This window comes from Haloferax sp. Atlit-10N (genome assembly GCF_003586325.1).
GTDB lineage: Archaea > Halobacteriota > Halobacteria > Halobacteriales > Haloferacaceae > Haloferax > Haloferax prahovense.
Genome location: NZ_PSYX01000002.1, coordinates 196,068 through 219,964, shown reverse-complemented (window position 1 = coordinate 219,964; position 23,897 = coordinate 196,068). Strand labels below are relative to the sequence as shown.

Genomic DNA, 23,897 nt, shown 5'->3' with positions numbered 1-23,897 from the left:
CTCGGCGCGCAGCTTCCGACTCAACACGACGCCGACCGACGCTATTCTCAAGTTCCACCCGCGCGAGTTGACACGTGTGAACGATTCGACGAACACCCCGGCGACGCCCGTTGGGACGAGCGACGGCGACGCAGACGAGTCGCTGGAACCCGACGCAGTCGTCGATTTCGAGTCGGCGGGCGTCGCGGACGAGGAGACGCTCGCGCGACTCCGCACGGTGAGCTTCTACCTCGACGAGGCGTTCGAGATTCCGGGGACGAACTACCGCATCGGTCTCGACCCGATTCTAGGGCTCGTGCCCGGCGTCGGCGACGCGACGGCCTCGGCGCTCTCGGCGTACATCCTCGTCGAGGCCGCGATGCTCGGCGTGCCGCGGGCGACGCTCGCGCGGATGCTCGGCAACGTCGTCCTCGACGCGACCGTCGGGTCGCTCCCGGTCGTCGGCGACGTGTTCGACGCGGCGTGGAAGGCGAACGCCCGGAACGTCCGACTGTTGGAAGCCCGGTACGACGACGCCTCCCCCGCGGCCGCGGAGGCCGACCGGCGCTTCCTCTTGGCCGCGGTCGCCGCGATTACCGTCCTGCTCGTCGCGCTCGGCGCGACCACGGCGCTCGTCGCCCTGTGGGTGCTCGGACAGGTTGGACTGTTGTAAGTTACCATTTCTCGAAACGAAGAAATCCGCCGTGTGAGTCGTTATCTACTCCCAAACTGTAAACTACAAGACATATATACGGGCTTGCAAATCATGGCGTATGGAACGACGAACCTTCCTGAAGAGCGCCGCCGCGACAGGAGCCCTCCTCACCACCGCCGGATGTATGGGCGGTGGCTCCGGGTCGCAGCCGACTGCGGGCAACGAGACAGGTAACGAGACCGGCAACGGCACGGCGGGCGAGACGACGACCGACGTCGAGCCGGCCGAGGTCCCGGACCCCGAACTCGCCTTCCGAACCAACAGCGGCGTCCTCCGCGTGGTTCACATGGACGGCGAGAAGATTACCGACGAGGCGACGAGCGAGGTCTACGTCACCGTCGACGACGAGCGCACCGCGACGTGGGTCGCCGACGGCGAGGAGGGGCAGGACTACCCCGTCTCGGTGGGTAACTTCCTCAAAATCGAGTCCGCCGAGAGCGGCTCGACGGTCGAGGTTGTCTGGGTCGGCCGCGCGGGTGCCGAAGAAGTCCTCGCGACCCACGAGGTCGCCGCAGAGGAGACCACGACGACGAACGAGACGACCACGAACGGGACCGCCACCAACGAGACGGTCACGGAGACGACGACCGCCAACGAGACGGTCACGACGACGAACGAGACGACCACGTCGTCGGACAACGAGACCAGCAACTGAGAACGACGGCCGACGCCGACGCGGACACCGGCGTCGGACGCGACGAGGCTTTTTTCGACTCGAAAGCGGTTCGACGTTCGCGCTGTCGCGGAGCAACGGGACCCCGATAGCGCTGCGATACTCCCGGATGGTCGGCGACGGAACGCCGCTCAGTCGTCGGCCGGAAGGCCGTCCGGGTCGGTCGCCGGTTCGGGCGCGACGAGACCGACGTGGACGCCGAGACGACGACCCAGCGGGCCGAGCGCGTCGCGCTTCATGAACGCGAAGCCGAGGAGGATGAGCGCGAAGCCGACGACGGTGACGGGGCCGATGCGCTCGCCGAGGAACGCCCAGCCGGTGACGGCGGCGACGACCGGCGTGACGTAGTTGACGAGGCTGATTTCGACCGCCCCGATGCGGTCGAGCAGGACGAAGTAGGCGATGAAGCCGACGGCGCTGCACAGCACGGCCAAGAACAGCAACGCGGCGACGACGACCGGCGACCACGCCACGCTCGCGAGGCCGGGCTCGCCGAGGACGGGACTCGTGACGTGGAGCATGCCCGCGCCGAGGAGCATCATCCACGCCTGCATCGGAACGACGGGCGGGTTCCCGGGGAGGCGCTTGACGAGCACCGAGCCGAACGCCCACGCCGCGGCCGCGAGAAGGAGCAGGACGACGCCGAGGAGTTGGCCGCCGACCGACCCGGACGCGAGGGCGATGACCACCGTGCCGGCCAACCCCAGAAACACTCCGAGGAAGCCGAATCCGTCGAGGCGCTCTTCGGGCAGCATCGGCCACGCGAAAACCGGCGTGAGGACGGGCGCGAGGCTGATGACGATGGCCGAGACGCCGCTCGTCACGTACCGCTGGCCGGAGAACAGGAGCGAGAAGTGCGCGCCGATAAGGAGCGCCCCGCCGACGAGGACGACGAGCCACTCGTCGCGGCCGCGGGGCCGCCAGTCCTCGGCCGCGAGCAGGCCGTAGGCGAACAGCACCACGCCGGCCACGTCGTATCGGAGGGCGGCGAACAGTACGGGCGGGAGGACGTCGAGACCGACCTCGATGGCGATAAACGAGGTTCCCCAGAGGACCGCGATGGTCGCGAACAGTGCGAGCGTCCGATTCGTTTGCGTATTGATAGACACGAGATATCGACCGTAGACCCAGGTGTTGAAGCGGCTACCACGCCGCCGTACATCAAATTTCTCGGAGCCGAGATAGCACTCCACTCGGGTCGTGTTGACAAACATCGCTGGTCTGATGTACGTCGACAAGCCGTGCCGCGGCGACGCGACGAACAAAGTAAGCTAGTTACGCGCGCCCCGATAGAGACCGAACATGAGCATCCTTGAGGACGCGCGAGCGCTCGCCGAGAGCGGGCCGGTCTGCGACGCCTGTCTGGGCCGGGCCTTCGCCGAGCGCAGTTTCGGGCTGACGAACGCCGAGCGGGGCAAGTCGCTCCGGGTCGCCGCCGCCCTCGACGCGGACGAGCCCTACGAGGCCGTCGAAACCGAGGACTGCTGGGTCTGCGAGGGGGCCTGCGCCGAGTTCGACGCGTGGGCCGAACGCTGCGCCGAGGCCATCGAGGACGTGGAAGTCGAGACGTATCAAGTCGGAACCCGTGCGCCGCCGCTCGTCGAGGAAAACGAGCTACTGCTCCGCGAGGGGGCGGGCCTCCCCGAGGACGCCGGCGAACTGTTCAAATCCGAGTTCAACCGCGAGGTCGGAAAGCGCGTGGGCCGACTCACCGGCACCGAGGTCGACTTCACCCGACCGGACGTGCAGTTCCTCCTCGACATCGAAGCCGACGCCGTCGAGGCGCAGCTCAACTCCGCGTTCGTCTACGGGCGCTACCGGAAGCTCGCGCGCGATATCCCGCAGACCGAGTGGCCCTGCCGCGAGTGCGACGGCTCGGGCTACAAGGGCAAAGAGCCCTGCGACTACTGCGGCGGCTCCGGCTACCTCTACGAGGACAGCGTCGAGGGCTTCGTCGCCCCCGTCGTGATGGACGTGATGGACGGCGTCGACGCGAAGTTCCACGGCGCGGGCCGCGAGGACGTGGACGCGCTCATGCTCGGCACGGGCCGGCCGTTCGTCGTCGAAATCATGGAGCCCCGCCGCCGCTCCATCGACGTGGAACAGCTCGAAGGCGATATCAACGCGATGGCCGAGGGCGAAATCGAGGTCGAGGGGCTCCGCCTCGCCACCTACGACATGGTCGAACGCGTGAAGAAACTCGACGCGAGCAAGGAGTACCGCGCCGCCGTCGAATTCGACGACGACGTGACCGACGAGGACCTGCAGGCCGCGCTGGACGAACTCACCGGCGCGACCATCGAGCAGTACACCCCGCACCGCGTCGACCACCGCCGCGCGAGCATCACCCGCACCCGCCACGTCTACGACGCCACCGGCGACCTCGAAGACGCGCGCCACGCGACCGTCGAAGTCCACGGCGAGGGCGGTCTCTACATCAAGGAACTCGTCTCGGGCGACGAGGGCCGAACCAACCCGAGTCTCGCCGGTATCCTCGACACGGGCGCGGTCGTCACCGCGCTCGACGTCATCGCAGTCGAAGGCGAGGACGAACCGTTCGAGGACGACGAGTTCTTCAAAGACTGAGGGGAAGGCACTTGTCGGCAGGGTGATTCTTCCGAGGCGATGCCCTCCATCCTCGGTGTGGCTCGTCTGGTGTTCGCGGTCGCCCTCGTCGCTGCCGCGTTTGTCGTCGTTCCCGCGCCCGGAGCCCCGGAGTACGACCACTACGTGACTGTCGAAGACTCGATTCCCGAAAAGGCCGAGAGCGTTGACGGTGCGGTTTTTCGCGGCGGTGATTCGCTCTCCCCACCCGCCCGGCAGGTGGTGACGACTGCGCACGAACGAATCGGCGAGGCTGCCGAGTCCACGACCGTTGTCCTTCGTGGAACGGGCGCACCCGAGTTCTTCTACAGCGACACCATCGCACTCGGACAGGGTGAGTACTACGTGGAATACGAGGAGACAGTGTATCAGGTCTGGTCCTCTGGCGGCGGCTCGCAGATTCTCGATTACGTCGTTCTCGGCGGACTGTTCTCGCTTGCGAGCGCGTTAGCCACGCCGGTTCTCTCCCGAGCGGTTGGCGAATCGAAGCAGGCGCTCTCCCTCACGACCGCGTCCCTCGCCGCGGTCCTCGTCTTCGGAATCCACGTGAACACACACTCCCTCGCGTCCGTGCTGAGCGTCACGGCTCTCACTGTGGGCAGCCCGGCACTCGCTGGCTGGGCCGGCGTCGTCGCGGACCGCAATCTCTAATTCTCGCCCGCGACACCCGACGAGGTATGCACATCGGCGTCGACGAAGCCGGAAAGGGACCCGTGTTGGGTCCGATGGTCGCCGCGGCGGTCCGAGGGGACCCCGACGCCCTCCCGGACGGAATCGCCGACTCGAAACGACTCGCTCCCGAGCGCCGCGAGGAACTCGCCGCGAAACTCCGTGACCGAGACGACGTGGAAGTCGGGGTCGCGTTCGTCGAACCCGAGACCATCGACGACCCCGAGACGAACATGAACCTGCTGACCGTCCGGGCGCAGGTCGAGGCCGCCGCCGAGGTCGCCGTCGACGCCGACGAACTCGTCTGCGACGCGGGCGACGTGAGCGAGTCCAGATTCGGCCGCCGCGTCCGCGAGGGGGTGGCCGAGGCGGGCGTCGAAGTCGAGGTCCACGCCCAGCACCGCGCGGACGACGAACACGCCATCGTCGGCGCGGCGAGCATCGTGGCGAAGGTCGAACGCGACCGCCGGGTCGAGGAGATTGCCGCGGCGTACGGCGAGGTCGGAAGCGGTTACCCGAGCGACGGGACGACCCGCAAGTTCCTGCGAGAGTACGTCCGCGAACACGGCATTCTCCCGGACTGCGCGCGGAAGTCGTGGTCGACCTGCGCCGACCTCATGGCCGCACACGAACAGTCGTCGCTGGGCGATTTCTGAGGCGTCGCGGGACCGGCGGTCGAAAAAGTGGAGGGTCGGTGGTTCGAGGGCGAGTCGCGGGGACGGCTCACCGCATCTCGGCGAGCGCGACGTACGAGCCTTCCTGCGCGGAGAGCCACGTCGTCAGCAACTCGTCTTCTGCGAGTCCTGCGGGGAAGATGGTGCACTCGTCTGGTGCGTCCTCGTACGGGGCGACGATGGCGACGAACTCCTCGTCGTCCGCGGAGGCGGAGCGTCGCGGAGCGTCCGGCCGGGTCGTCGCGTCCGTGTCGTCGCGTCGAAGTGGCGTGTCTTCCATGAGTGGAGTGCGTGCACCGTGAGTACCGACGGGCGGCGGTTGGTCGGTTGCCGGTTCGGTCAGTATTTTATAGACAGTCTATATCATTCTGTCGGCGAGTACGTCCCGATGAGGACGACCGAAACCGTCGCCGCCACCCGATTCTGACATGGGGAACGATTGAGCGGTCGGAGAGGTATCAACTGCGAGAATTTCGACGGTGGCCTGCGGGCGGGGTCGTCCGCTCGCGGCGCTGGACGCGTGACGGACGAGTGAAAGAGAGCGTCGGTCGAAAACGGGTCGACCTCAGCGGTCCTCGGTCAGGAGGATTCGGAGGATATCACCGTACGCCGGGCGGGTGACGAGGACGCCGATGATGACGCCGAGGATGGTGAAGATGGCGAAGCCCTGCAGGTCGCCAAGCGAGAGCACGGCGAGCGGGCTCATAGCGATGATAGTCGTCGCGGCGGCCGCGCCGATGACCCAGAAGGCCCGGCGGAACCGCGACTGGAAGACCTTCCGCGACTTCACCGTGCCCTCAGCCATCACCTCGTCGGCGATGATGATGAGGTCGTCCACACCCGTCCCGATGACGGCGATGAAGCCGGCGATGACAGAGAGGTCGAGCGGGTAGCCGATGGCCGCGGCGAACCCGAGGAGGATGTACACCTCGGAGAGGCCGGTGACGATCATCGGCAGGGCGACCTGCGGTTTGCCGTAGCGGACGAAGACGACGCCAGCGACCGCGAGGACCGCGATGATACCCGTGATGAGCGAGTTGAACTTGAAGCTCTCACCCTGGCTCGGGGAGATGTACGACGAGGTGCCGCTGTCCTCGCCCGAGAGGTCGAGCTTGGCCGGCAGCGCGCCAGCGCGGAGGTTGATTGCGATTTCCTGGGCCTCGGACGTGTTGCGGGTCTGGAGCTGGAAGCTCGGCGCGCCGGCCCACTCGCCGGACCGCATGGTGTCGGCGAGCCCGCCGCTCATTCCGAAGGCGTTGACGACCTCGCCGTTGACGACGAGGAGGAGACAGCCTTCGGTCGTGTTCTGTCCGCCGTCTTCCATGTAGGTACACCGGGTCCCGCCGTTCTGGGCGAGGCCGGTCTCGACGACCGCCGACTGGAACTCCTGTGCGGGTTCGTCCCGGACGGAGACGGGGACGAAGGCCCCGCTCCCGGCCTGGGACTCCTGTGCGGTCCCGATGGAGGTGAAGTCAGCCTGCGTCAGAACGGCCTCGCGCGTCTCGTAGGTTCGCGTGCCGTTCTGCGAGGTCGGGTAGTAGATGTCGATTTGGACCGTCCCGCGCTCGCCGACGAGGTCGACGACGTCGGACTGGTCTCGGTTGGGCACCTCGACGAGGATGAAGTGCTCGCCCGTCGCCGTGGTCACCTGCTGGACCGTCCCGCCGGAGAGGCCGGCCTCGTTGATTTTCGACTGGAGGACGCGGACCGTCTCGGCGCGAGTCGTCTCGGTGACGCCGTCTCTGACCTCACCGTGGGGATAGCCCGCGGCGTCGAGCGCGGCGCTCAGGTCGTCGGTCGTGGCGTTCTCGATGGTCACTTCGACCGTGTTGGACTCCGCGCCCACACGGGCGATGACGTCTGCGGCGTCGGCACCATCCAACTGGGCGGCGACCTGTCGCTCGACGACGCGGTCGGAATCGCCCTCGAACTCGACGTCCTCGGCCGTGACGCCGACGAGCGGCGCGCGGATGCGCGTCCCGCCGTCGAGTTGGAGGCCGAACTTGAGGTTCGTCGCGCCGTCGTCATCGGCGATGGGGCCCTGGGTCTGCCCCCCGATGGTCGGCGAGAAGAGGGCGAACGTCGAGAGCAGGACGGCGACGACGAGGAAGATGACCCGCCAGTTGTCGCGGAGCGTGCTCATCGGGCCACCCCCTCGAACTTGTACCAGCGAAGGAGGGTCACGTTCAGCATGTAGGTGTTCATCAGGTCGGCGGTGAGGCCGAAGACGAGGACCGTTCCGATGGCGGCGAGCAGCTGAATGCCGAACAGCGTCGCCGTGATGGTCATGACGATCATCGCCGCGATGGACGTGAGCGTCATGGTCACACCGGTGCGCATGGCGCGCGCGGTGGACTCGTAGAAGTCACCGGACCGTCGGAGGACGTGGTTGTTCAGGAGGATGTCCGAGTCCACCGAGTACCCGATAAGCATCAGGAGGGCGGCGACGGTCCCCAGCGATAGCTCGATGCCGAGGAGGTTCATCAGCGCCACCGGGATGACGATGTCGGAGAACGCCGAGATGACGACCGCGATGGAGGGGACGAACGAGCGGAACATGGCGAACACGAGGATACTCATGCCCGCGAAGGCGACCGCGAGGCCACCGAGGGCGAGCAGTTGCGTCTCGGAGCCGAAGTTAGCCGACACCGCGTCGATAGACCGGACTTCGAAGCCGGCGTCTTCGGCCTGCGTCTGGAGTTCGCTCGACGTCGCGCTCCCGGACTGGAAGGTCACGACGTACGTTCCGTCGGCCGCGACGGAACGAATCGATTCGGGCTGACTGTCGAAGGCCGCGGCGACCTCGCTTTGCGGGGCATCCGTTGCGATACGGAGTTCGGTCCCGCCGGTGAAATCAACGCCCGGGTTCACCGGCGCGCCAGTCGCGACGTACCACCCTCCGATGACCAGCAGGGCCACCGCGAGGACCGCGAGGGGGACGGCCACGAGTTGGCGATTCGTGTACCGGGTGTAGTCTACCTCCGGTACCGTAAACTCAACCATGGGTTGCGGTCCTGAGCGGTGCCGAATAAGGTTTCTTATCCGCGGACGGCCTCGGCCGTAAAACGGTCTGACGGGCGCGCGGCGAACCCGCGACAGGCCCATAATCGTTGGCCGACAATCGTGAGGTATGGCGACCGACCAGACGGCGACCCGCGTGGTCGTCTCCGTTCCCGACGAACTCAGCGCGTGGGGCCGCGACCAGCTGACCACCGACCACTTCGTGACCTACCTGCAGCGGGTCCACGAGGACGCCGCGGCGGGCGACGAGTGGGAGGAGTTCCTCGACGTGGGCTGTTGCGGCGACGCGTTGACGCTGACGCTCCGAGTGGAGAGGCTCGACCCGGCGGACGCGGCCGGAATCGGCGAGGAGACGACCGTCGAGTTCGTCGAGCGCGAGGGGAGCGTCCACGGCGGGTGGTGCGTCCAGAGCGCGGACGGCCCCGTCTCCTCGACCGGAACACAGCGGTAGTGAGAGCGAGAGCGGGAGCGAAGCAGACGAGCGAGCGGAGGGCAGAAAAGACCCGACTCAGGGCATGTAGCGGACCGCGACGACACCCGGCTGCGAGCGGACTTCGACGCGGTTCACGTCGAGTCTGGCGGCCCGCGAGAGCAGCCCCTCGCGGTCCGAGAGGATGTCGTCGACGGCCTGTTCGGTCATGTCGTCGGGAACCGAGAGGACGTGAATCTCGCCGGTGCCGGCGCGTTCCTCCCGGACGAGTTCGCCGTCGGGGTTGTCCGCGGCGATGTCGCGGGAGTTCGTCGTCGGCGACTCGGTGGAGCGCTCGACGGAGACGGTCCAGCGCGAGTCGACCTCGACGAGCTGCCACGAGACGTTCATCGGCGGGTCGGGCGCGACAGTCCCCCGGACGGCTTCGTCCTCGGAGACACCGGGGTTCGACGAGAGCGCGTGAACCTGCCCGGAGTGAACATCCTTCAGGACGGCCGACTCCCCGTCGGCGGCGGTGACGAGAAACGTTCCCGTTCGCTCGGACTCGGTCTCGGACTCGGACTCGGACTCGGTCATCACCCGGTGTAAGCCACCGGGGCTTTTCCCCGTTTCGGGCGCGTTCGACCGCGTGTGCCACCTGTACCCACGGCGACGGTGGGCTTTTCTCGCGGCGCTTCGACGCGACTGACGATGCCCGCGCTCTGGCGGTTGACCCGGACCGAGACGGCCCACCGCGTCTACGACGCGCTCAAGGCTCGCGGACTCACGGCGACGCAGATGGACGAGTACGTCGCGGACGCCGACGCGGCGGACGTCGGCCGCGGCCCCCCGGCGGGCGTCGAGATTCGCGCGCTCGAACCCGAGGTGGCTCGGCGATTCGAAGCCCGCTACGACGCGTTTTCCGAGCTCAGAGGCGACGAGACGGCGGTGTGCGCGTTCGACGCCGGGAGAGGCGAGAGAGACGGCGAGGGTGGTGAGAACGGTGAAGTCGCGGACTCCGACCTCGTCGGCTACCTCTTCCTCGGTGACCCCGGCCTGACGTACCACGTCCACCCGCTGGAAACTGACGTGACCTTTCCCGGCGGCTACGTCCGCCGGGTGTTCGTCGCGCCCGAGGCGCGGAACCGCGGCATCGCCACCGCGCTCGTCTCGCGGGCCGTCGCGGTCGCCGGCGAGCGGGGGGCCGAGACGGTTCACGCGCTCGTCGCCCGCGACAACCGACCGTCGCAGTGGACCTTCGAGAGCGTCGGCTTTCGAGTCGTCCGAACCCGGGCGTACTACCGGGCCGGACCGTTGCGACGGCGGCGCGTCAAACCCCGTTCATAGCGGTACAGAGCGCTCAGTTCCGTCCCGAGCGCTCCGTTCGGGAACGTTGATATATAGATATTTGATTTATATATACTATAGCGGTTAAATTTATACTCAATCGGTCGAGTGTGTCGGACAGACAGGCATGACGGACGAACTCAGGTCAGCACTTCGCGGGAGGCTGGACGCGGTCGACGCGCGGGCGAGCGAGGTCGTGCGCTCATCGACGGGGGAGAACATGATTTCGCGGCTCGGGGCCGCCGACTGGTTGAGTCTGGGCGCGCTCTTCTGGGCGTGGGTCGGCGCGATACTGTTCGTGTCGGGCGAGCCGAACTGGGCCATCGTGGCCGTCCTCGTCGGTTTCGCCTTCGACAAGGCCGACGGCTACTACGCCCGCAAGACCGGGACCGCCTCGGCGTTCGGCCGACAGATAGACTCCTTCATCGACATCTTCGCGTACCTCGTGTCGGCGGCGCTCCTGTACCACGTCGCGCTCGCGCCCAACCCGGTCGTGAGCGCCGTCGTCGGCTTCGTCGTCCTCACCTTCGGCGGCCTGCGACTCATCCGCCACAACAGCGAGGGCTTCGGCGACGACTCGGGGACCTCGTACTACCGCGGAACGACGGTCGTCCACACGCACCTCGTCGTGCTGGCGAACTACTTCCTCCTCCAGTTCGTCCCGCCGTGGAACGGCTGGGTCGCGGGCGCGACCATCGTGGCGGTCTGCCCGCTCATGACCTCCGACTACAAGGCGTACAAGACCGACGCGGGGCACCTCCTCGTCGGCGTCGCCGGCGTCCTGACGGTCGTCGGCTGTCTCGCGCTCGAGTTCGGCGTGGTATGAGCGGTCGGACGCAGAGCCCGCGGGAGGCGCGGACGCTCGCGGTCGACCTCCACGTCCACACCGACGCCTCCTACGACTGCGAGATGTCGGTCGAGGCGGTGTTGGCCCGCGCCGCAGCGGTCGGCCTGGACGCGGTCGCCATCACCGACCACGACTCGGTCGGGTCGCTCCCGCGGGCGTTCGACATCGCCCACGAATACGGCGTCCGGGTCGTCCCCGGAGTCGAGGTCTCGACGGCCGACGGTCACCTCCTCGCGCTCGGCGTCGACGACCCGCCGGCGACGGGACGACCGCTCTCCGAGACGGCGCGGGCGGTCCGCGAGTCCGGTGGGCTCGCGGTCGTACCGCACCCGTTTCAGACGTTCCGCCACGGTGCGTCCCGTCGGGCGATTCGGGGCGTGGACGCCGTCGAGGTGTACAACGCGCACACGCTCACCGGGTTCAGAAACGGGCAGGCGCGGCGCTACGCCCGCCGCGAAGACCTTCCGGGCACGGGTGGAAGCGACGCGCACCGACCCGCGTTAGTCGGGCAGGCGTACACGGCCGTCTCGGTCGCGGCGGACGGCGGCGTCACGACCGACGCCATCCTAGCCGGGGTTCGCGCCGGGCGGACCGTCGCGCGGGGGACGCGAACGACCGCCCGCCAGTACCTGCGGAAGTACGCGCTGAACGCCCGGCTCAAGACCGCCTCGTTCCTGTGACCCGCCGCCTGTTTGCCTCGCCCGCCGCGCGGAACGCGGCGCTCGCCAGAGTCGGGGTCGTCGCGGTCGCCTGCGCGGCCGTCGCGGTCGGCGTCGCCGCGTTCGCCCCGCGGCTCGCCGACCCGGCGTGGGTCCGCTCGGCCGTCGAATCGACCGGTCCGTTCGCGCCGCTGGCGTTCGTCGGCGTCCAGACCCTGCAGGTGATTCTCGCGCCGATTCCCGGGCAAGCGCTCGCGGCCGTGGGCGGCTACCTGTTCGGGACGGTCGCCGGGACGGCCTACAGCATGGTCGGCGTCGTCGTCGGGAGCGCCGTCGTCTTCCTGCTCGCCCGGCACTTCGGCCGGCCCGCGGTCGAGCGTCTCGTTGCCGACGACACGCTCGCGCGGTTCGACGGCTTCGCCGACCGCCGGGGCGTCGCCGGGCTATTCGTCCTGTTTCTCCTGCCGTCGTTCCCGGACGACGCGCTCTGTGCGCTCGCCGGGCTCTCACCGCTTCGACTGCGGACGCTCGTCGTCCTCGTCGCCGTCGGGCGATTGCCGACGTTCGCCCTCGCGGCGGCCGCCGGGCAGAACGCGGGCGCGGCGAACTACGGGCAAGTGGCGCTCCTCGTCGGCGTCGGCGTCGTCGCCTCGGCGGTCGTCTACCGCTACCGCGACGAGTTGGCGGCGAGAGTCGGGTGAGAACGGAGTCAGGTGAGAACGAGTCGGCGACGGTTATCGGAGCAGTCGGTGAATGCCGTAGATTCCGACCGCGCACGCGACCGGCGGGACGAGTCCGTAGATTGCGGGGAGGTCGTAGAGGAGTTGGACGACGGGAACGAGCGCCGAGACGGTCACGGGACCCACAGTAAACGGCTCCGCCGGCGTCTGAAGCTCCGCCGGCACCGACGCGACGAGCCCGACGTACACCGACGCCATGAACACGAATCCAGCGAGCGCGAGGCTCAGGTCGTACCGCGGCTCCGAGCCGGTTCGGCGGTGTCGCCGGGCGACGAACAGCACCGGGGCGACGAGCGGCGCGACGACGAACAGCCCCACGAGGACGTAGAACGACCGCGAGAGGGTGAGCGAGCCGCCGGGGACGCCGGCGGTCGCGCCGATGAGGACCACGAGTCCGAAGGCGACGAACAACGAGACGATACCCGTCGCGAGGGCACCGACGAGCACGTAGCACTTGAACAGCCACGACTCGCTGTGCCGGAAGGCGTACGGGAACGCGCCGACGACGCCGCCGTAGTCGTCTGCCATCGGTCGCCCTTGGGAGCGGCCGCGATTAAAGCGACCGGTGTCGTTTTGACGCCGGGCGACGCGGCATCCTGTATGCAGGTAGATCTCGGGAACGTCCTCGACACGGCGTCGGCCCACGGCGTCTCGCGCGAGGCGCTCGAACGACTCGACGGCCGCGTCGCGGCCGCCCACGACCGCATCGAACGAGGCCGAGCAGCCGGCGAGCACGGCTACGAATCGCTGAACCTCCCGAACAGCACCGACCCCGCGGCGATTCGCGACGCCGTGAGCCGGTTCGACGACCCCTCGGCGGTCGTCACCGTCGGCATCGGCGGCAGCGCCCTCGGCGCGGCCACCCTCACCGACGCCCTCGAAAGCGACGTTGACGCCTACTACCTCGACAACGTCGACCCCGAGGCCGTCGAGCGCCTCCTCGACTCGCTGGACCTCTCGTCGACCGTCGTCAACGTCGTCTCGCGGTCCGGCACGACCGCCGAGACGCTGGCGAACTTCCTCGTCGTGCAGGAAGCCATGGCCGACGCGGGCGTCGACTGGGCCGACCGGACGTTCGTCACGACCGGCGAGGAGGGCAACCTCCGCGACCTCGCCGACCAGCACGACCTCCCGTCGCTCCCCGTCCCGGACGGCGTCCCCGGCCGTTTTTCGGTGCTCTCGACGGTCGGCCTCGCCGCCGCCGCCCTCTGCGGCCACGACATCGAGGCGGTGCTAGAGGGCGCGGCCGCACAGGAAGCGCGCCTGTCGGACTCGCTTTTCGACTCGCCCGCGTACGCCTACGGCGCGGTCTCCTACGCCCTCGCCGAGCGCGGCATGCACCAGAACGCGATGATGCCTTACGCCGAGTCGCTCGAAACGTTCTCCGAGTGGTTCGCCCAGCTGTGGGCCGAGTCGCTCGGGAAGGACGGCCTCGGCCAGACGCCCCTGCGGGCGCTCGGCGCGACCGACCAGCACTCCCAGCTTCAACTGTACCGCGCCGGCCCGCGCGACAAGCTCGTGACGCTCGTCCGCGCGACCGAGCGCGAGGACGTTGCCATCCCCGAGACCGACCTCGACGGCCTCGCGTACCTCGGCGGCTCGTCGCTCGGCGAACTGCTCGACGCCGAGTTCGAGGCGACCGAGGCGAGCCTCGTCGCCGCCGACCGCCCGAACGTCCGCATCGAACTCGACCGCGTGGACGAGCACGGACTGGGCGAACTGCTCTACGCGATGGAGGCCGCCTGCGTTCTCTACGGCGAACTCGCCAGCGTGGACGCGTTCGTCCAGCCGGCGGTCGAGTGGGGCAAACGCGCCGCCCGCGGCCTGCTCGGCGGCGGCGACTTCGAGGAGGCCGACGCGGTCGAAGAGAAGTCGCGGCTGGTCGTCGAGTAGTCGGAGCGAGAGGCTCACGGCGACCACGGCCGAGAACCAGCTTTTGCGACGACCACAGAACAACCAACGAGCGACGACCACCGAACAGTCCACGGGGCGGGACTGAAAGGGGCCGCCGCGAGGGCGAACCCCGGGGCGGTGAGGACCGCAGGCCGGAGGCTGAGGACCGCGGCGGCCCGCGGGAGCCGTCGCGGCGGGGGCTTTCGAGAGGTTCCCGCAGTCCGGTTCTCCTCTCGAGACGGCGCAAACGACGCAGACTCACGTGACTTCACAGCATCACGAGAATCGACCCGAATCGGTTATCCGACCCCGTTCCGAAGGGGAGGGCAATGGCACACGACACCGCCCGCGCGTCTGCGAGCCCCGCAGACCACCTCCAAGCGTACGGTGGCATCATCATCGTCGTCGCCCTCTCGCTCATCGTCGGCGCGACGTTCGGCTCGCTCGCCGGCGGCCTCGCTCGCGGCGTGTTCCCGGGTGACTCCGCACTCATCGGCGCGATACAGAGCGCCGGACAGTTCGTCGGCTTCGGCGTCGTCGGCGCGGGCTACCTCGCCGCCCGCGACGACTGGGACCTGATTCGATTCGAACGACCGACCGCGCGCGACGCCCTGTGGATTGCGGGCGGGTTCGTCGCCGTGATGGGCGTCTACCTCGGCGCGTCGGCGCTGATGTCCGCGCTCGGCATCCAGAGCGGCGACAGCGTCATCGCCCAGCAGGGCCGCGAGAACCCGGTGTACTTCCTGTATCTCACCGTCGTCACTATCGTCCTCGTCGGCCCGGCGGAGGAGCTCATCTTCCGGGGCATCGCCTTCGGCGAACTCCGCCGACTCTGGGGTCCCGCGCCCGCGGTCGTCCTGTCGAGTCTGGTGTTCGCGTCGATTCACGTCTGGTCGTTCTCCGGCGAGGGAGCCTTCGTCTCGCTGGGGATGGTGTTCCTCCTCGGGAGCGTCCTCGCGCTCGTCTACGAGAAAAGCGGGAACCTGCTCGTCGCCGCGCTGGTCCACGGGCTGTACAACGCGGTCCAGTTCCTCGTGAGCTACGCCCAGGCGACCGGCATGGTCTGAAAAAGAACGACGAAAAGTCGAGTCGAGCGGTCGACCGGCTTATGCCGGGTTCTTCCGCGACAGCTCCATCCCGCAGATGGGACAGCGCTCTTTGTTCTCGTCGAACTCGCGGCCGCAGCCCTGACATTGGAACTTCCAGCTCCGCTGTTCTGCGATGCCGTCTTGGGCAATGACTTCGACGCCGACGTTGAGCCGCTCGGCGACGTTCTGCATCGCGTAGTCGTCGGTGACGAGCGTCGCGTCGAGTTCGAACGCGGCGGCGATGAGGCGCGTGTCGGTCTCCGAGAGCACGTCGCGGTCGCCGGTCTCGCCCGCGGCGCGGAGCACCTTGTCCACGGTTCCCTGTCCGGGGATGTGGACGTGCATGCCCGCGCCTTCGAGCGCGTCGAACCGGAAGGCGTGCTCGCCGGTGAGTTCTTCCTTGACGAGGGGAATCGAGGCCGTCTCGTCGTCGGTGTGGTACTCGTTGATGAACGCAGAAGCGTCGAGAATCCGCATTGAGAATCTATCCTGAAACTACCGTTGGACGACGATGTAATCCTTGACCGCCTGCACGCGATTCACCGGGATTCGGAACCGACCGCGGTCGTCCTGGTCGAACGCCACGCGGCTCGGGGCGACCTGCTCGTTCGGCTGGACGAGGAGGTCGTGAAGCTCGCCCGATTTCAGATCCATCGTGATGTTGTACAGCATCCCGAGTTCCGTCCCGTCGGACCCCATGACGGCCTTTCCGGAGAGGTTCTCGGCGAGTATGTCGGCCATACACACCCCTTCCTCGCCGGTTCACATAAACGACACGGGCACGTCTGACGGGCGGCCGACGAGCGAGTCCGGACCCGAACATGAGCCGCGAGAACAGTCGACACGGCGAATCGCGGGGTCGTGCGCCCGTGACGATGGACTTAACTTGAGTCACCGACTCGATTCCGGTAAGAGCTTTCTCCGGGGCGATTCTCCATGTCCGACACTGATTCGACGTCACAATCCGATACGCTTCGCACACCCATCGTGGCCGTCCTCGGCCACGTGGACCACGGGAAGACGAGTCTTCTCGACAAGATTCGCGGCTCCGCCGTCAGCGAGGGTGAGGCAGGTGCCATCACTCAGCACATCGGCGCGACCGCGGTCCCCTTAGACACCGTCTCGCAGATGGCCGGCAGCCTGGTCAAACCCGAGGACTTCGACCTCCCGGGGCTGTTGTTCATCGACACGCCGGGCCACCACTCCTTCAGCACCCTCCGCTCTCGCGGCGGGGCCCTCGCCGACATCGCCATCCTCGTGGTCGACGTGAACGACAGTTTCCAGCCGCAGACCGAGGAGGCCATCGACATCCTCAAACGAACGGGGACGCCGTTCATCGTAGCCGCGAACAAGATAGACACGACGCCGGGCTGGAACCCCCAAGAGGGGGCCCCCATCCAGAAGACCTACGAGGAACAGTCACAGCGCGCCCGCTCGAAACTCGACGAGAAGCTGTACGAGATTATCGGCGAACTCTCCGACCGGGGCTTTTCCTCTGACTTCTACTGGCGCGTCCAGAACTTCCAGTCCAACATCGGCGTCGTCCCCGTCTCGGCGCTCACCGGCGAGGGCATTCCGGACCTGCTGGGCGTCCTGATGGGTCTCTCCCAGCGCTACATGAAAGACGAGATGGCCATCGACGTGGCCGGCCCCGGCTCCGGGACGGTCCTCGAAGTCAAGGAGGAACGCGGCTTCGGCGCGACCCTCGACGTGGTTCTCTACGACGGGACGATTCGCGCGGGCGACACCATCGTCGTCGGCGGCGCGAACGACCCTATCGTCACCGAGGTCCGCGCGCTCCTCCAGCCCCGCCCGAACGCCGAGATTCGCACCGAAAAGCGGTTCGACAAGGTCGACGAGGTCGGTGCCGCGGCCGGTGTGAAAATCGCCGCCCCCGACCTCGAAGACGCGATGGCCGGCGCGCCGGTCCGCGTCGTCGGCGACCGCGACCTCGACGAGGTCATCCGCGAGGTCGAAGCCGAACTCGCCGACATCGAGGTCACCACCGAGGAGGAGGGCGTCGTCGTCAAGGCCGACACGCTCGGGAGCCTCGAAGCGATGGCGAACGCCCTCCAAGAGGCCGAGGTCCCCATCCTTCGCGCCGAGGTCGGCGACATCGCCCCGCGCGACGTGGCCGTCGCCTCGACCGCCCGCGAGCCCGAACACAAGGTCATCCTCGGCTTCAACGTGGACGTGCTCTCGAACGCCGAGGCCGAACTCGACAAGAACGACGTGAAGCTGTTCGAAGACGACGTCATCTATCAGCTCGTCGAGGAGTACGAGGAGTACGTCGACGAGATGAAACGCGCCCAGCAGGAGACGATTCTCGACAAAATCGTCCGCCCGTGTCGCTTCCGTATCCTCCAGGACCACGTCTTCCGGCAGAACAACCCCGCCGTCGTCGGCGTCGAAATCATGTCCGGGACCATCAAGAACAACATGAACGTCGTGAAGTGGGAAGACGGCGAGCCCAACCGCGTCGGCCAGCTATCGGGCATCCAAGAGAACGGCGAGGACGTGTCGAGCGCCCGCGCCGGGTCGCGCGTCAGCGTCGCCATCGACGGTCCGACGGTCGGCCGGCAGATAGACGAGGGCGACGAACTCTGGATCGAACTCCCCGAGAAGCACGCGAAGATTCTCGAACAGGAACTCCGCGACGACATCCCCACCGACGAACTGGAGGCGCTGTCCGGCTACCTCGAAAAGCACCGCCGCCGCGACCCCTTCTGGGGGAAGTAGGCGACCCGCGGGACCGTGCCGTCCGGCGAAATAACTACTATTCACACGTTCGTACTCGTCGCCGAGTGGTATCATGCGCACACGAACACCCCATAGCGACAGCATCGTCTCGGAAGCGACGCGGTACGACGCCATCCTCGCGACACTGCCGCTCCCACTTCTCGTCGGGACGGCGGTCGGCACGCTCTCGCCGCTCCCCCGCTCACTCGTCGTGGGGGCGAGCGGCCTCGTCTCGGCGGCCGTGCTCGCCTACGGGTTGTTCGTTGCGACGCCGCGGTCGGTGACCGGTCCGGCCGGCGGGTCGGGTACGACCGCCGAGACCGTCGTCACACTGGACAGCGTTACGTCTCGCGTCCGTGACGACGACGGTCGAAACCGCCGTCGCGGGAGCGTCTGAGCGGGGTCACTCGCACGCTCGTCTCGCGCTCAGGGTCGGTTCCACTCCCAGAACCAGTACGCCACGCCGAACAGCATCAGTCCCGCGCCGAGGGCCGACGTCGCCGGTTCCGGGAAGACAAACAGCAGGAAGCCGACGATGATGAGCGTCGTCGGGCCAATCTCGTCCGCGTAGCCGAAAAGCGAAACCATACTTCCCTTTCGACCGCCTCCGTGAAGTGTATTGTTCTCGTTGTGAACTGACGAGAGAACTCGGAGACGAGACTGCACGCGAAGCGGAGCGAGAGAACGAGCGCGGCGAGTGCCAGTCGGCAGTGACGAAAAATTGGCCCTGTTGAACCCCTCAGCCGCTGATAGTTTGTTGAAAGCGTGCTGAATACAGAGCGCAAGTCGGTCATCGCTTCGGCGCTCTACGTGACAAAGTGAATCGCTCAGTACAGGGAAAGCATTTAATCGAACAGCGTTTCGTCTGACATATGTCCTCCAAGCAGAAATTTGCATATATTACTGCGACGGTTGTGGCTGCAGTATTGGCGGTCGTCGGTGCGTGGCTTCCATGGGTGCGGAAACAGCCAGTCGGCATCACGGATGAATACATAGCGGGTTTGGACGCCGGTTTTTCAGACATCGACTTCCTTGTTATCGTCCTCGTTATGACCGTCGTTGTGGCTGTCGTGTTGGGACACTACCGGAGCTGGCGGACGGATGTCGTTCTCATCGGTGCTGGCGGACTGATACTCGTTGTGTTCGGTAGTGTGTTCCAGAGCTATTTCGCAGTAGAGCGGTATGTAGTCGAGCCGGGGCTGTATCTCTTGATTGCCAGTGGTTGCCTCTTCATTCTTATTGGAGTTGTTGCAGCACTGAATCGGCGTCTTACTCCCATTGTTTCAAATCGCGATAACCCACGTATTGGGTGATTCGCAGGCCTACTGCTCGATAGGTTCAGAGAATGTGTGTCGAACTAAACTGGTCGCTGTGATGCATAGACCCGCTGTCTGTGTCACGCCACACGTATCAAGCTCTGAGGGTTTCAACAGAGCCAAAAAATTGGGCCGCGGTCGGTGCCGACGAGCGTCAGCGGAGCGCTCGCGTCAGTGGCCACTCGGGCCCCGACGGCGACGGGGGTCGTTCGGGGTTACCGCGCGGCGGGCGTGAGGTCGTCGCCGACGGCGCTCATCACCTGGAACGCCGCGGTCGCGGCGAGTCCGCGGGCGACCTCGTTTCGGTCCTCGTCGGTGAGTCCGGCATCGAGTTCGTCGGCGTCCGGCGAGAAGCCGGCGCTGACGGGGTGGCCGACGGGCGGGTGGACGGCCACGGTCGCCAGCGGTCCGTTCGACCCTGTCGAGAGCTCCGAGCCGACGGCGAACCCCTCGGGGAGGTACGACTCGGTGCGCGAGACGATGCCGGCGACGGCCCGCCGGAGTGCGTCCATCTGCTCGACGGTCAGTTCTCGGTTGGCCGACGGCTGGCCGGCCCCAGCCACGCCGGGAGCGCCCGCATATGGGTTGTTCCCGTTCATCAGTCGTCTGCGATACGGGAAGGACGTGTAAAAAGCCGTCGTCGGCGGTGATGTGGCGAGCGGATCGAAACCGGGTGATGACGCGGTTGCGACGCGGACGAGACCGTCGCGACGCGGACGAGACCGTCTCGGCTCGGTCGCGGCGCGGTCACGACGCCGTCCGCGGGAGCGATACGGTGACGACGGTTCCGTGGGCCTTCGGCTTCGAGATGTCGAGCGACCCGCCGGAGGCGTCGACGATGGCGCGGACGAGCCAGAGGCCGACGCCGCTGGTGTGCGAAAGCGGCGTCTCCGAGCCGGAAAGGAGGGCGTCGCGCTCGGCATCGGGGATACCGGGGCCGTTGTCGGTGACGGTAACCCCGGCGACTTCGCCGAGTTTCCAGACGCCGACGTGCACCTCCGGTTCGTCGCAGTCGGCGTGGACGACGGCGTTGTCGAGTAACTCCGCGAGACTGCGCGGGAGCGCCGGGTGCGCCCGCACGACGAGCGTCTCCGGCGAGGCGACCGATACCTGCACCTCCGGGTACTCCATTTCGAGATCCTCGACGGCGTCCGCGACCGCACAGGAGAGGTCGACGTCGACCTCGTTCCCCTCCGCGAGTTCGACGGTGCGGAGGAGCGCGACCTCGTCGCTCACTTCGACCAGCCGGTTCGCGCGCTCCTGAATCGCCTGGACCGGGTCGATGTTCGAACCCGCGTCGCCTTTCGACTCGACGAGTTCGGCGTAGCCGAGGATGGCGGTGCAGGCGTTTCTGATGTCGTGTCTGAGGATTCGATGGAGGACGCTCGTGTGTGCGAGCGTCGACTCCAGTTGCTCGGAGGTCCGGTTCAGTTTGGACTGACTCCGGTTGACGAGGGCGTACACCAACAGCGCCGAGAGGCCGACGAACAGCCATCCCTTCGCCGTCTGGATGAGTTCGTGGTTCGGGAGTCCCTCTACGAGACTGTCGCTCGTCGCGACCCAGAGGAAGCCGAAGGCGGCGTAGATAAGCGCCACTCGCCCGGGAGACAGGCCGAACGGCGCGTCACCACTCATGCCGGAAGGGTTCTCACAAAAGCTGATGAGTCCGTCGGTCACCGCACGGGCGGTTTAGAAGACAGATTCGCTCTGCCCGTAGGCCGCGACCGTGACGGCGGTGGTGTAGCCGTCGCCCTCGTGGGTCCCGGTCGTGAGCGCGACGTCCTCGTCGTCGAACGACCACTCGCGGAGGTTCCGGCCCGATTCGAGCCCGTCGATGACGGCCGCGCGAACGCTCGCTTCGTCGGTGCCGGACGCCTCGTAGAACAGGCCGGGTCCGGAGCCGGTCGCCCAGCCGAGGCCGGCGACGACCGTCTCGCCGGGCGTCGAGGTGGTCTCGCGGGCCTGCACCACGGTCAGTCGGTTGCCCGCCGGGCCGAGGTCGGGGGCCACGTCGACCGCCTCGACGGTCGCGTCGGCGGGGACGACCGAGGAGACGGCGACGAGGTTGTAGTTGTGGACGTTGGCGGCGGCGAGGGCGGCGTCGTACGACGCCATCTCGGTGGGGGCGGTGCCGACCCCGCGGACGACGCGAATCGTGTTCATGTCCGAACTCTCGCGGCGGCGGAAAAGGGGGTTACGAATAGTGGCGCTCGAAAGCCGGGGTGAGGCGGAGGCGTCGACGACCGCCGCGACGCCGGTTCCCGACCGGTTCAGTACTGGTAGTCCGTGAAGCCCGAGATGGGGCCGGTGCCGGACTCCTCGACGTTCGAGAGCTTCTCGTGCGCGGCGTCGAAGTCCGCTCCCGTCACCTCCGTCCGGCCGTCGCGGATGGCGAACATCCCGGCCTCGGTCGTGAGCGACGCGATGTCCGCGCCGGAGTAGTCGTCGAGTTCCTCGGCGAGCGCGTCGAGGTCCACGTCGTCGGCGACGTTCATGTCGCGGGTGTGGATGTCGAGGATACGGCGGCGGCCCTCGACGGCGGGCTTGGGAACCTCGATGAGGCGGTCGAACCGGCCCGGCCGGAGAATGGCCTCGTCGAGCATGTCGAAGCGGTTCGTCGCCGCGATGATGCGGATGTCACCGCGGTCGTCGAAGCCGTCCATCTCCGAGAGGAGCTGCATCATCGTGCGCTGAACCTCGGCGTCGCCGGAGGTCTTCGAGTCCGTGCGCTTCGAGGCGACGGCGTCGATTTCGTCGATGAAGATGACCACCGGCTCGCGCTCGGCGGCGAGCTTGAACAGGTCGCGGACGAGCCGCGCGCCCTCGCCGATGAACTTCTGGACGAGTTCGGAGCCGGCCATCTTGATGAACGAGGCGTTGGTCTCGTTGGCGACGGCCTTGGCGAGCATCGTCTTGCCGGTCCCCGGCGGGCCGTACAGGAGCACGCCCGCGGGCGGGTCGATGCCGACTTCCTCGAACATCTCGGGGTTCTCGAGGGGCTGTTCGACCGCCTCGCGGACCTCGCGGACCTGCTCGTCGATGCCGCCGATGTCGTCGTAGGTGACCGTCGGCGACTCGACGACCTCCATCGCCTGCGCCCGCGCGTCCGTCTCGTCGTCGAGGATAGTCTGGACGGCGAACGAATCGTTGATGGCGACGCGGTCGCCGGGTTCGATGTCGTCGATGTTCAGGCTCGGTGCGAATTCGGTCAGGACCTCCTGGTTGTTCCCGTGCTGCTTGATGATGACGCCGTCGTCGGTCAGTTCTTCGACCGTGGCGATGTAGTACGAGGCCGTCTTCAGGGCCTCGTTTCGCGCCTTCATCTGGTCGACCTCGTCGACCAGTTCGGCGTGACGGTCGTCGGCGTTCTGGAGCCGCTGGTCGAGTTCGCGGTTGACGTCGACCATGCGTTCGAAGTGCTGGCGGAGTGCAGAGAGGCGCTCTGCATCCGACATCTCGGGGTCCAGATCGAGATGAGGACGTTCCGGGAGAGATGGACTCCGTGACATCAGTGATTGGCCACACTTAGGCATGCGCGTAAATGTGCCTTTGGGTCAGAGAACACGAGTGCGCCGCTCGAAGCGGTTTTAGGTGACAGCGCCACCGTGGCCGCTCGCCTGCCGGGCGAATCGAAGGCCCGCGGGCGGTGTCTACGACTCGCGCGAAGCGAACACAGGTCCAGCAGGAACACGGGCGCACTCAAGAAGATGTGGAAGGAGGAAGTTGCGGAGGTTCGGTGTGTACAGGTCGCCCCTCGTTTCGGCCCGACATGCCCTCCGCGAAGACAGATACGACGCCCATCGACTTGAAAGGAATTCGTCATCGCCGAGAACGTCCCGTAAATCGAGATGTCGGTATTCATTCGGTACTATCCGCCGAGCGATGCCTCCGGAGAGCCATCGACCGGAACCATCAGCGGGTCCGCTCGCCCTGATAGCTACCGTCGTAGGTCCCGTCGTGGTTCGCGTCCGCGAGGACGATTTGAGCCACGCGCGCGCCGCGTTCGAGTTCGACCGGGTGGTGGACCTGCAAGAGCCCCTCTCCTTTCCCCTCGTAGCCGGCGTCCCAGACGGCCGTGTTCAGCATACAGGAGTTCCGCATGAGCGACGACCGCGGGTAGATGAAGCCGACGTGGTCCTCCGGGATGTGGACCGTCTCGGCGTACTGGAGGACGTAGCCGCCGGGGTCGAGTCGGTACGTCTCGGCGTCCGGGTCGGCGAACTCGAGGGGCCGACGCTCGCCGATGGTCTTCCCTTCGCGGCCGAGGCGGCCCGGTTCGACCTGTTCGAGGACCGCTTCGAGCGTCAGGTCGACGCCGTTCGGTTGGACCTGTTCGGCCGTGACCGGCGAGATGTGCTGTGCGACGAACGAGCCAGCGCGGTGCATATCCGAACCCCGTTCAGGGGGCGCAAAACTGTGCCGAACCTCGGGCGGCCGGCGGCCCGGGGATGGTGTCGGTACCGGGGTCGTGACGCGGTCTAAACCACCCCGTTTTCGAGCTGATAGAGGGACCGAATCACCCTC

At 67.2% G+C, this 23,897-nt stretch carries 29 protein-coding genes; 15 read left to right on the top strand and 14 right to left on the bottom strand.

Going from position 1 to position 23,897, the window contains the following annotated elements:
* The first annotated feature begins 76 nt into the window (after positions 1-76).
* A complete protein-coding gene (locus C5B91_RS08225; protein WP_008096359.1) occupies positions 77-652 on the top strand; it encodes a DUF4112 domain-containing protein in 576 nt (191 codons plus the stop codon).
* Positions 653-752: 100 nt separating this feature from the next.
* On the top strand, positions 753-1,349 hold the full coding sequence (locus C5B91_RS08220; protein WP_115819713.1) for a twin-arginine translocation signal domain-containing protein: 597 nt from the start codon (positions 753-755) through the stop codon (positions 1,347-1,349).
* A 149-nt stretch (positions 1,350-1,498) separates the two neighbouring features.
* On the opposite strand, the gene C5B91_RS08215 is transcribed toward C5B91_RS08220, so the two are convergent.
* Positions 1,499-2,476, bottom strand: coding sequence for a DMT family transporter (locus tag C5B91_RS08215; RefSeq protein ID WP_008096363.1), 978 nt, complete (start codon positions 2,474-2,476; stop codon positions 1,499-1,501).
* Positions 2,477-2,669: 193 nt separating this feature from the next.
* On the opposite strand from C5B91_RS08215, the gene C5B91_RS08210 reads away from it, so the two are divergent.
* From C5B91_RS08210 to rnhB, 3 genes are read left to right on the top strand one after another with little or no spacing between them, the layout of a single operon-like run.
* Positions 2,670-3,953 (top strand): tRNA pseudouridine(54/55) synthase Pus10, encoded by a 1,284-nt coding sequence (locus C5B91_RS08210; RefSeq protein ID WP_008096365.1) that lies wholly within the window; start codon positions 2,670-2,672, stop codon positions 3,951-3,953.
* Positions 3,954-3,992: 39 nt separating this feature from the next.
* Positions 3,993-4,622 (top strand): hypothetical protein, encoded by a 630-nt coding sequence (locus tag C5B91_RS08205; RefSeq protein ID WP_115819714.1) that lies wholly within the window; start codon positions 3,993-3,995, stop codon positions 4,620-4,622.
* A gap of 26 nt (positions 4,623-4,648) precedes the next feature.
* Positions 4,649-5,296 carry a ribonuclease HII gene (gene rnhB / locus C5B91_RS08200; protein WP_008096369.1) on the top strand — a complete coding sequence of 216 codons (648 nt, stop codon included), beginning with the start codon at positions 4,649-4,651 and terminating at the stop codon, positions 5,294-5,296.
* A 67-nt stretch (positions 5,297-5,363) separates the two neighbouring features.
* On the opposite strand, the gene C5B91_RS08195 is transcribed toward rnhB, so the two are convergent.
* The 3 genes from C5B91_RS08195 to secF all read right to left on the bottom strand — a co-directional run bounded on the left by C5B91_RS08195 (position 5,364) and on the right by secF (position 8,317).
* Positions 5,364-5,594, bottom strand: a complete 231-nt coding sequence (locus C5B91_RS08195; protein ID WP_008096372.1) for a hypothetical protein — start codon at positions 5,592-5,594, stop codon at positions 5,364-5,366.
* Positions 5,595-5,879: 285 nt separating this feature from the next.
* On the bottom strand, positions 5,880-7,457 hold the full coding sequence (secD, locus tag C5B91_RS08190; RefSeq protein ID WP_115819715.1) for a preprotein translocase subunit SecD: 1,578 nt from the start codon (positions 7,455-7,457) through the stop codon (positions 5,880-5,882).
* The gene (gene secF, locus C5B91_RS08185; RefSeq protein ID WP_049913667.1) at positions 7,454-8,317 is read right to left on the bottom strand and encodes a protein translocase subunit SecF; all 864 of its coding nucleotides are present in this window, start codon (positions 8,315-8,317) and stop codon (positions 7,454-7,456) included. Before secF ends, secD begins: the two co-directional genes overlap by 4 nt.
* Before the next feature lie 127 nt (positions 8,318-8,444).
* On the opposite strand from secF, the gene C5B91_RS08180 reads away from it, so the two are divergent.
* Complete coding sequence (locus tag C5B91_RS08180; RefSeq protein ID WP_049967448.1) at positions 8,445-8,786, top strand: hypothetical protein; 342 nt, start codon at positions 8,445-8,447, stop codon at positions 8,784-8,786.
* 57 nt (positions 8,787-8,843) lie between these two features.
* On the opposite strand, the gene C5B91_RS08175 is transcribed toward C5B91_RS08180, so the two are convergent.
* Positions 8,844-9,341, bottom strand: coding sequence for a DUF5812 family protein (locus C5B91_RS08175; protein WP_115819716.1), 498 nt, complete (start codon positions 9,339-9,341; stop codon positions 8,844-8,846).
* A gap of 114 nt (positions 9,342-9,455) precedes the next feature.
* Here C5B91_RS08175 and C5B91_RS08170 point away from each other — a divergent pair, with 114 nt between their 5' ends.
* The 4 genes from C5B91_RS08170 to C5B91_RS08155 all read left to right on the top strand — a co-directional run bounded on the left by C5B91_RS08170 (position 9,456) and on the right by C5B91_RS08155 (position 12,298).
* Positions 9,456-10,091, top strand: a complete 636-nt coding sequence (locus tag C5B91_RS08170; protein WP_115819717.1) for an N-acetyltransferase — start codon at positions 9,456-9,458, stop codon at positions 10,089-10,091.
* Between the two features lie 127 nt (positions 10,092-10,218).
* The gene (locus C5B91_RS08165) at positions 10,219-10,917 is read left to right on the top strand and encodes a CDP-alcohol phosphatidyltransferase family protein (RefSeq protein ID WP_049967445.1); all 699 of its coding nucleotides are present in this window, start codon (positions 10,219-10,221) and stop codon (positions 10,915-10,917) included.
* Complete coding sequence (locus tag C5B91_RS08160; protein ID WP_115819718.1) at positions 10,914-11,618, top strand: PHP domain-containing protein; 705 nt, start codon at positions 10,914-10,916, stop codon at positions 11,616-11,618. The genes C5B91_RS08165 and C5B91_RS08160 overlap by 4 nt, the downstream gene beginning before the upstream one ends.
* Complete coding sequence (locus tag C5B91_RS08155; RefSeq protein WP_115819719.1) at positions 11,615-12,298, top strand: TVP38/TMEM64 family protein; 684 nt, start codon at positions 11,615-11,617, stop codon at positions 12,296-12,298. Before C5B91_RS08160 ends, C5B91_RS08155 begins: the two co-directional genes overlap by 4 nt.
* Before the next feature lie 33 nt (positions 12,299-12,331).
* Here C5B91_RS08155 and C5B91_RS08150 read toward each other — a convergent pair whose 3' ends face one another.
* Positions 12,332-12,865, bottom strand: a complete 534-nt coding sequence (locus C5B91_RS08150) for a hypothetical protein (protein ID WP_008096384.1) — start codon at positions 12,863-12,865, stop codon at positions 12,332-12,334.
* A gap of 72 nt (positions 12,866-12,937) precedes the next feature.
* Between C5B91_RS08150 and C5B91_RS08145 the strand changes: the two genes are divergently transcribed.
* Both C5B91_RS08145 and C5B91_RS08140 read left to right on the top strand, forming a co-directional pair.
* Entirely contained in the window at positions 12,938-14,230 is a 1,293-nt protein-coding gene (locus tag C5B91_RS08145) for a hypothetical protein (protein WP_008096385.1), read from the top strand.
* 329 nt (positions 14,231-14,559) lie between these two features.
* Positions 14,560-15,297 (top strand): CPBP family intramembrane glutamic endopeptidase, encoded by a 738-nt coding sequence (locus C5B91_RS08140; RefSeq protein WP_008096386.1) that lies wholly within the window; start codon positions 14,560-14,562, stop codon positions 15,295-15,297.
* Positions 15,298-15,336: 39 nt separating this feature from the next.
* On the opposite strand, the gene C5B91_RS08135 is transcribed toward C5B91_RS08140, so the two are convergent.
* Entirely contained in the window at positions 15,337-15,795 is a 459-nt protein-coding gene (locus C5B91_RS08135; RefSeq protein ID WP_008096387.1) for an NOB1 family endonuclease, read from the bottom strand.
* Between the two features lie 18 nt (positions 15,796-15,813).
* Entirely contained in the window at positions 15,814-16,059 is a 246-nt protein-coding gene (locus C5B91_RS08130) for a PRC-barrel domain-containing protein (protein WP_008096388.1), read from the bottom strand.
* 195 nt (positions 16,060-16,254) lie between these two features.
* Here C5B91_RS08130 and infB point away from each other — a divergent pair, with 195 nt between their 5' ends.
* Both infB and C5B91_RS08120 read left to right on the top strand, forming a co-directional pair.
* Positions 16,255-18,057 carry a translation initiation factor IF-2 gene (gene infB, locus C5B91_RS08125; protein ID WP_049967442.1) on the top strand — a complete coding sequence of 601 codons (1,803 nt, stop codon included), beginning with the start codon at positions 16,255-16,257 and terminating at the stop codon, positions 18,055-18,057.
* 73 nt (positions 18,058-18,130) lie between these two features.
* Complete coding sequence (locus C5B91_RS08120) at positions 18,131-18,454, top strand: hypothetical protein (protein ID WP_115819720.1); 324 nt, start codon at positions 18,131-18,133, stop codon at positions 18,452-18,454.
* 29 nt (positions 18,455-18,483) lie between these two features.
* Here the strand turns inward: C5B91_RS08120 and C5B91_RS22380 are convergent, their stop codons facing one another.
* Entirely contained in the window at positions 18,484-18,645 is a 162-nt protein-coding gene (locus C5B91_RS22380) for a hypothetical protein (protein ID WP_008096390.1), read from the bottom strand.
* Positions 18,646-18,929: 284 nt separating this feature from the next.
* Between C5B91_RS22380 and C5B91_RS22375 the strand changes: the two genes are divergently transcribed.
* Entirely contained in the window at positions 18,930-19,370 is a 441-nt protein-coding gene (locus tag C5B91_RS22375) for a hypothetical protein (RefSeq protein WP_199519524.1), read from the top strand.
* Positions 19,371-19,588: 218 nt separating this feature from the next.
* Here the strand turns inward: C5B91_RS22375 and C5B91_RS08110 are convergent, their stop codons facing one another.
* From C5B91_RS08110 to C5B91_RS08090, 5 genes are all read right to left on the bottom strand, one after another.
* Positions 19,589-19,972, bottom strand: coding sequence for a DUF5811 family protein (locus tag C5B91_RS08110; protein WP_004976300.1), 384 nt, complete (start codon positions 19,970-19,972; stop codon positions 19,589-19,591).
* Positions 19,973-20,120: 148 nt separating this feature from the next.
* Positions 20,121-20,969: a sensor histidine kinase KdpD gene (locus C5B91_RS08105; protein ID WP_008096392.1), complete on the bottom strand. Its 849-nt coding sequence runs from the start codon at positions 20,967-20,969 to the stop codon at positions 20,121-20,123.
* Between the two features lie 93 nt (positions 20,970-21,062).
* Positions 21,063-21,536 carry a pyruvoyl-dependent arginine decarboxylase gene (locus tag C5B91_RS08100; protein ID WP_049967440.1) on the bottom strand — a complete coding sequence of 158 codons (474 nt, stop codon included), beginning with the start codon at positions 21,534-21,536 and terminating at the stop codon, positions 21,063-21,065.
* 107 nt (positions 21,537-21,643) lie between these two features.
* Positions 21,644-22,882, bottom strand: coding sequence for a proteasome-activating nucleotidase Pan2 (gene pan2 / locus C5B91_RS08095; RefSeq protein ID WP_008096396.1), 1,239 nt, complete (start codon positions 22,880-22,882; stop codon positions 21,644-21,646).
* Between the two features lie 403 nt (positions 22,883-23,285).
* The gene (locus tag C5B91_RS08090; protein ID WP_004976305.1) at positions 23,286-23,759 is read right to left on the bottom strand and encodes a deoxyuridine 5'-triphosphate nucleotidohydrolase; all 474 of its coding nucleotides are present in this window, start codon (positions 23,757-23,759) and stop codon (positions 23,286-23,288) included.
* Positions 23,760-23,897: the final 138 nt, after the last annotated feature.

Coding starts and splice junctions, on each gene's coding strand:
- C5B91_RS08220 (WP_115819713.1), top strand. CDS start 753: ATGGAACGACGAACCTTCCTGAAGAGCGCCGCCGCGACAGGAGCCCTC.
- C5B91_RS08210 (WP_008096365.1), top strand. CDS start 2,670: ATGAGCATCCTTGAGGACGCGCGAGCGCTCGCCGAGAGCGGGCCGGTC.
- C5B91_RS08205 (WP_115819714.1), top strand. CDS start 3,993: ATGCCCTCCATCCTCGGTGTGGCTCGTCTGGTGTTCGCGGTCGCCCTC.
- rnhB (WP_008096369.1), top strand. CDS start 4,649: ATGCACATCGGCGTCGACGAAGCCGGAAAGGGACCCGTGTTGGGTCCG.
- C5B91_RS08195 (WP_008096372.1), bottom strand. CDS start 5,594: ATGGAAGACACGCCACTTCGACGCGACGACACGGACGCGACGACCCGG.
- secD (WP_115819715.1), bottom strand. CDS start 7,457: ATGAGCACGCTCCGCGACAACTGGCGGGTCATCTTCCTCGTCGTCGCC.
- secF (WP_049913667.1), bottom strand. CDS start 8,317: ATGGTTGAGTTTACGGTACCGGAGGTAGACTACACCCGGTACACGAAT.
- C5B91_RS08180 (WP_049967448.1), top strand. CDS start 8,445: ATGGCGACCGACCAGACGGCGACCCGCGTGGTCGTCTCCGTTCCCGAC.
- C5B91_RS08175 (WP_115819716.1), bottom strand. CDS start 9,341: ATGACCGAGTCCGAGTCCGAGTCCGAGACCGAGTCCGAGCGAACGGGA.
- C5B91_RS08170 (WP_115819717.1), top strand. CDS start 9,456: ATGCCCGCGCTCTGGCGGTTGACCCGGACCGAGACGGCCCACCGCGTC.
- C5B91_RS08165 (WP_049967445.1), top strand. CDS start 10,219: ATGACGGACGAACTCAGGTCAGCACTTCGCGGGAGGCTGGACGCGGTC.
- C5B91_RS08160 (WP_115819718.1), top strand. CDS start 10,914: ATGAGCGGTCGGACGCAGAGCCCGCGGGAGGCGCGGACGCTCGCGGTC.
- C5B91_RS08150 (WP_008096384.1), bottom strand. CDS start 12,865: ATGGCAGACGACTACGGCGGCGTCGTCGGCGCGTTCCCGTACGCCTTC.
- C5B91_RS08145 (WP_008096385.1), top strand. CDS start 12,938: ATGCAGGTAGATCTCGGGAACGTCCTCGACACGGCGTCGGCCCACGGC.
- C5B91_RS08140 (WP_008096386.1), top strand. CDS start 14,560: ATGGCACACGACACCGCCCGCGCGTCTGCGAGCCCCGCAGACCACCTC.
- C5B91_RS08135 (WP_008096387.1), bottom strand. CDS start 15,795: ATGCGGATTCTCGACGCTTCTGCGTTCATCAACGAGTACCACACCGAC.
- C5B91_RS08130 (WP_008096388.1), bottom strand. CDS start 16,059: ATGGCCGACATACTCGCCGAGAACCTCTCCGGAAAGGCCGTCATGGGG.
- infB (WP_049967442.1), top strand. CDS start 16,255: ATGTCCGACACTGATTCGACGTCACAATCCGATACGCTTCGCACACCC.
- C5B91_RS08120 (WP_115819720.1), top strand. CDS start 18,131: ATGCGCACACGAACACCCCATAGCGACAGCATCGTCTCGGAAGCGACG.
- C5B91_RS22380 (WP_008096390.1), bottom strand. CDS start 18,645: ATGGTTTCGCTTTTCGGCTACGCGGACGAGATTGGCCCGACGACGCTC.
- C5B91_RS22375 (WP_199519524.1), top strand. CDS start 18,930: ATGTCCTCCAAGCAGAAATTTGCATATATTACTGCGACGGTTGTGGCT.
- C5B91_RS08110 (WP_004976300.1), bottom strand. CDS start 19,972: ATGAACGGGAACAACCCATATGCGGGCGCTCCCGGCGTGGCTGGGGCC.
- C5B91_RS08100 (WP_049967440.1), bottom strand. CDS start 21,536: ATGAACACGATTCGCGTCGTCCGCGGGGTCGGCACCGCCCCCACCGAG.
- pan2 (WP_008096396.1), bottom strand. CDS start 22,882: ATGTCACGGAGTCCATCTCTCCCGGAACGTCCTCATCTCGATCTGGAC.
- C5B91_RS08090 (WP_004976305.1), bottom strand. CDS start 23,759: ATGCACCGCGCTGGCTCGTTCGTCGCACAGCACATCTCGCCGGTCACG.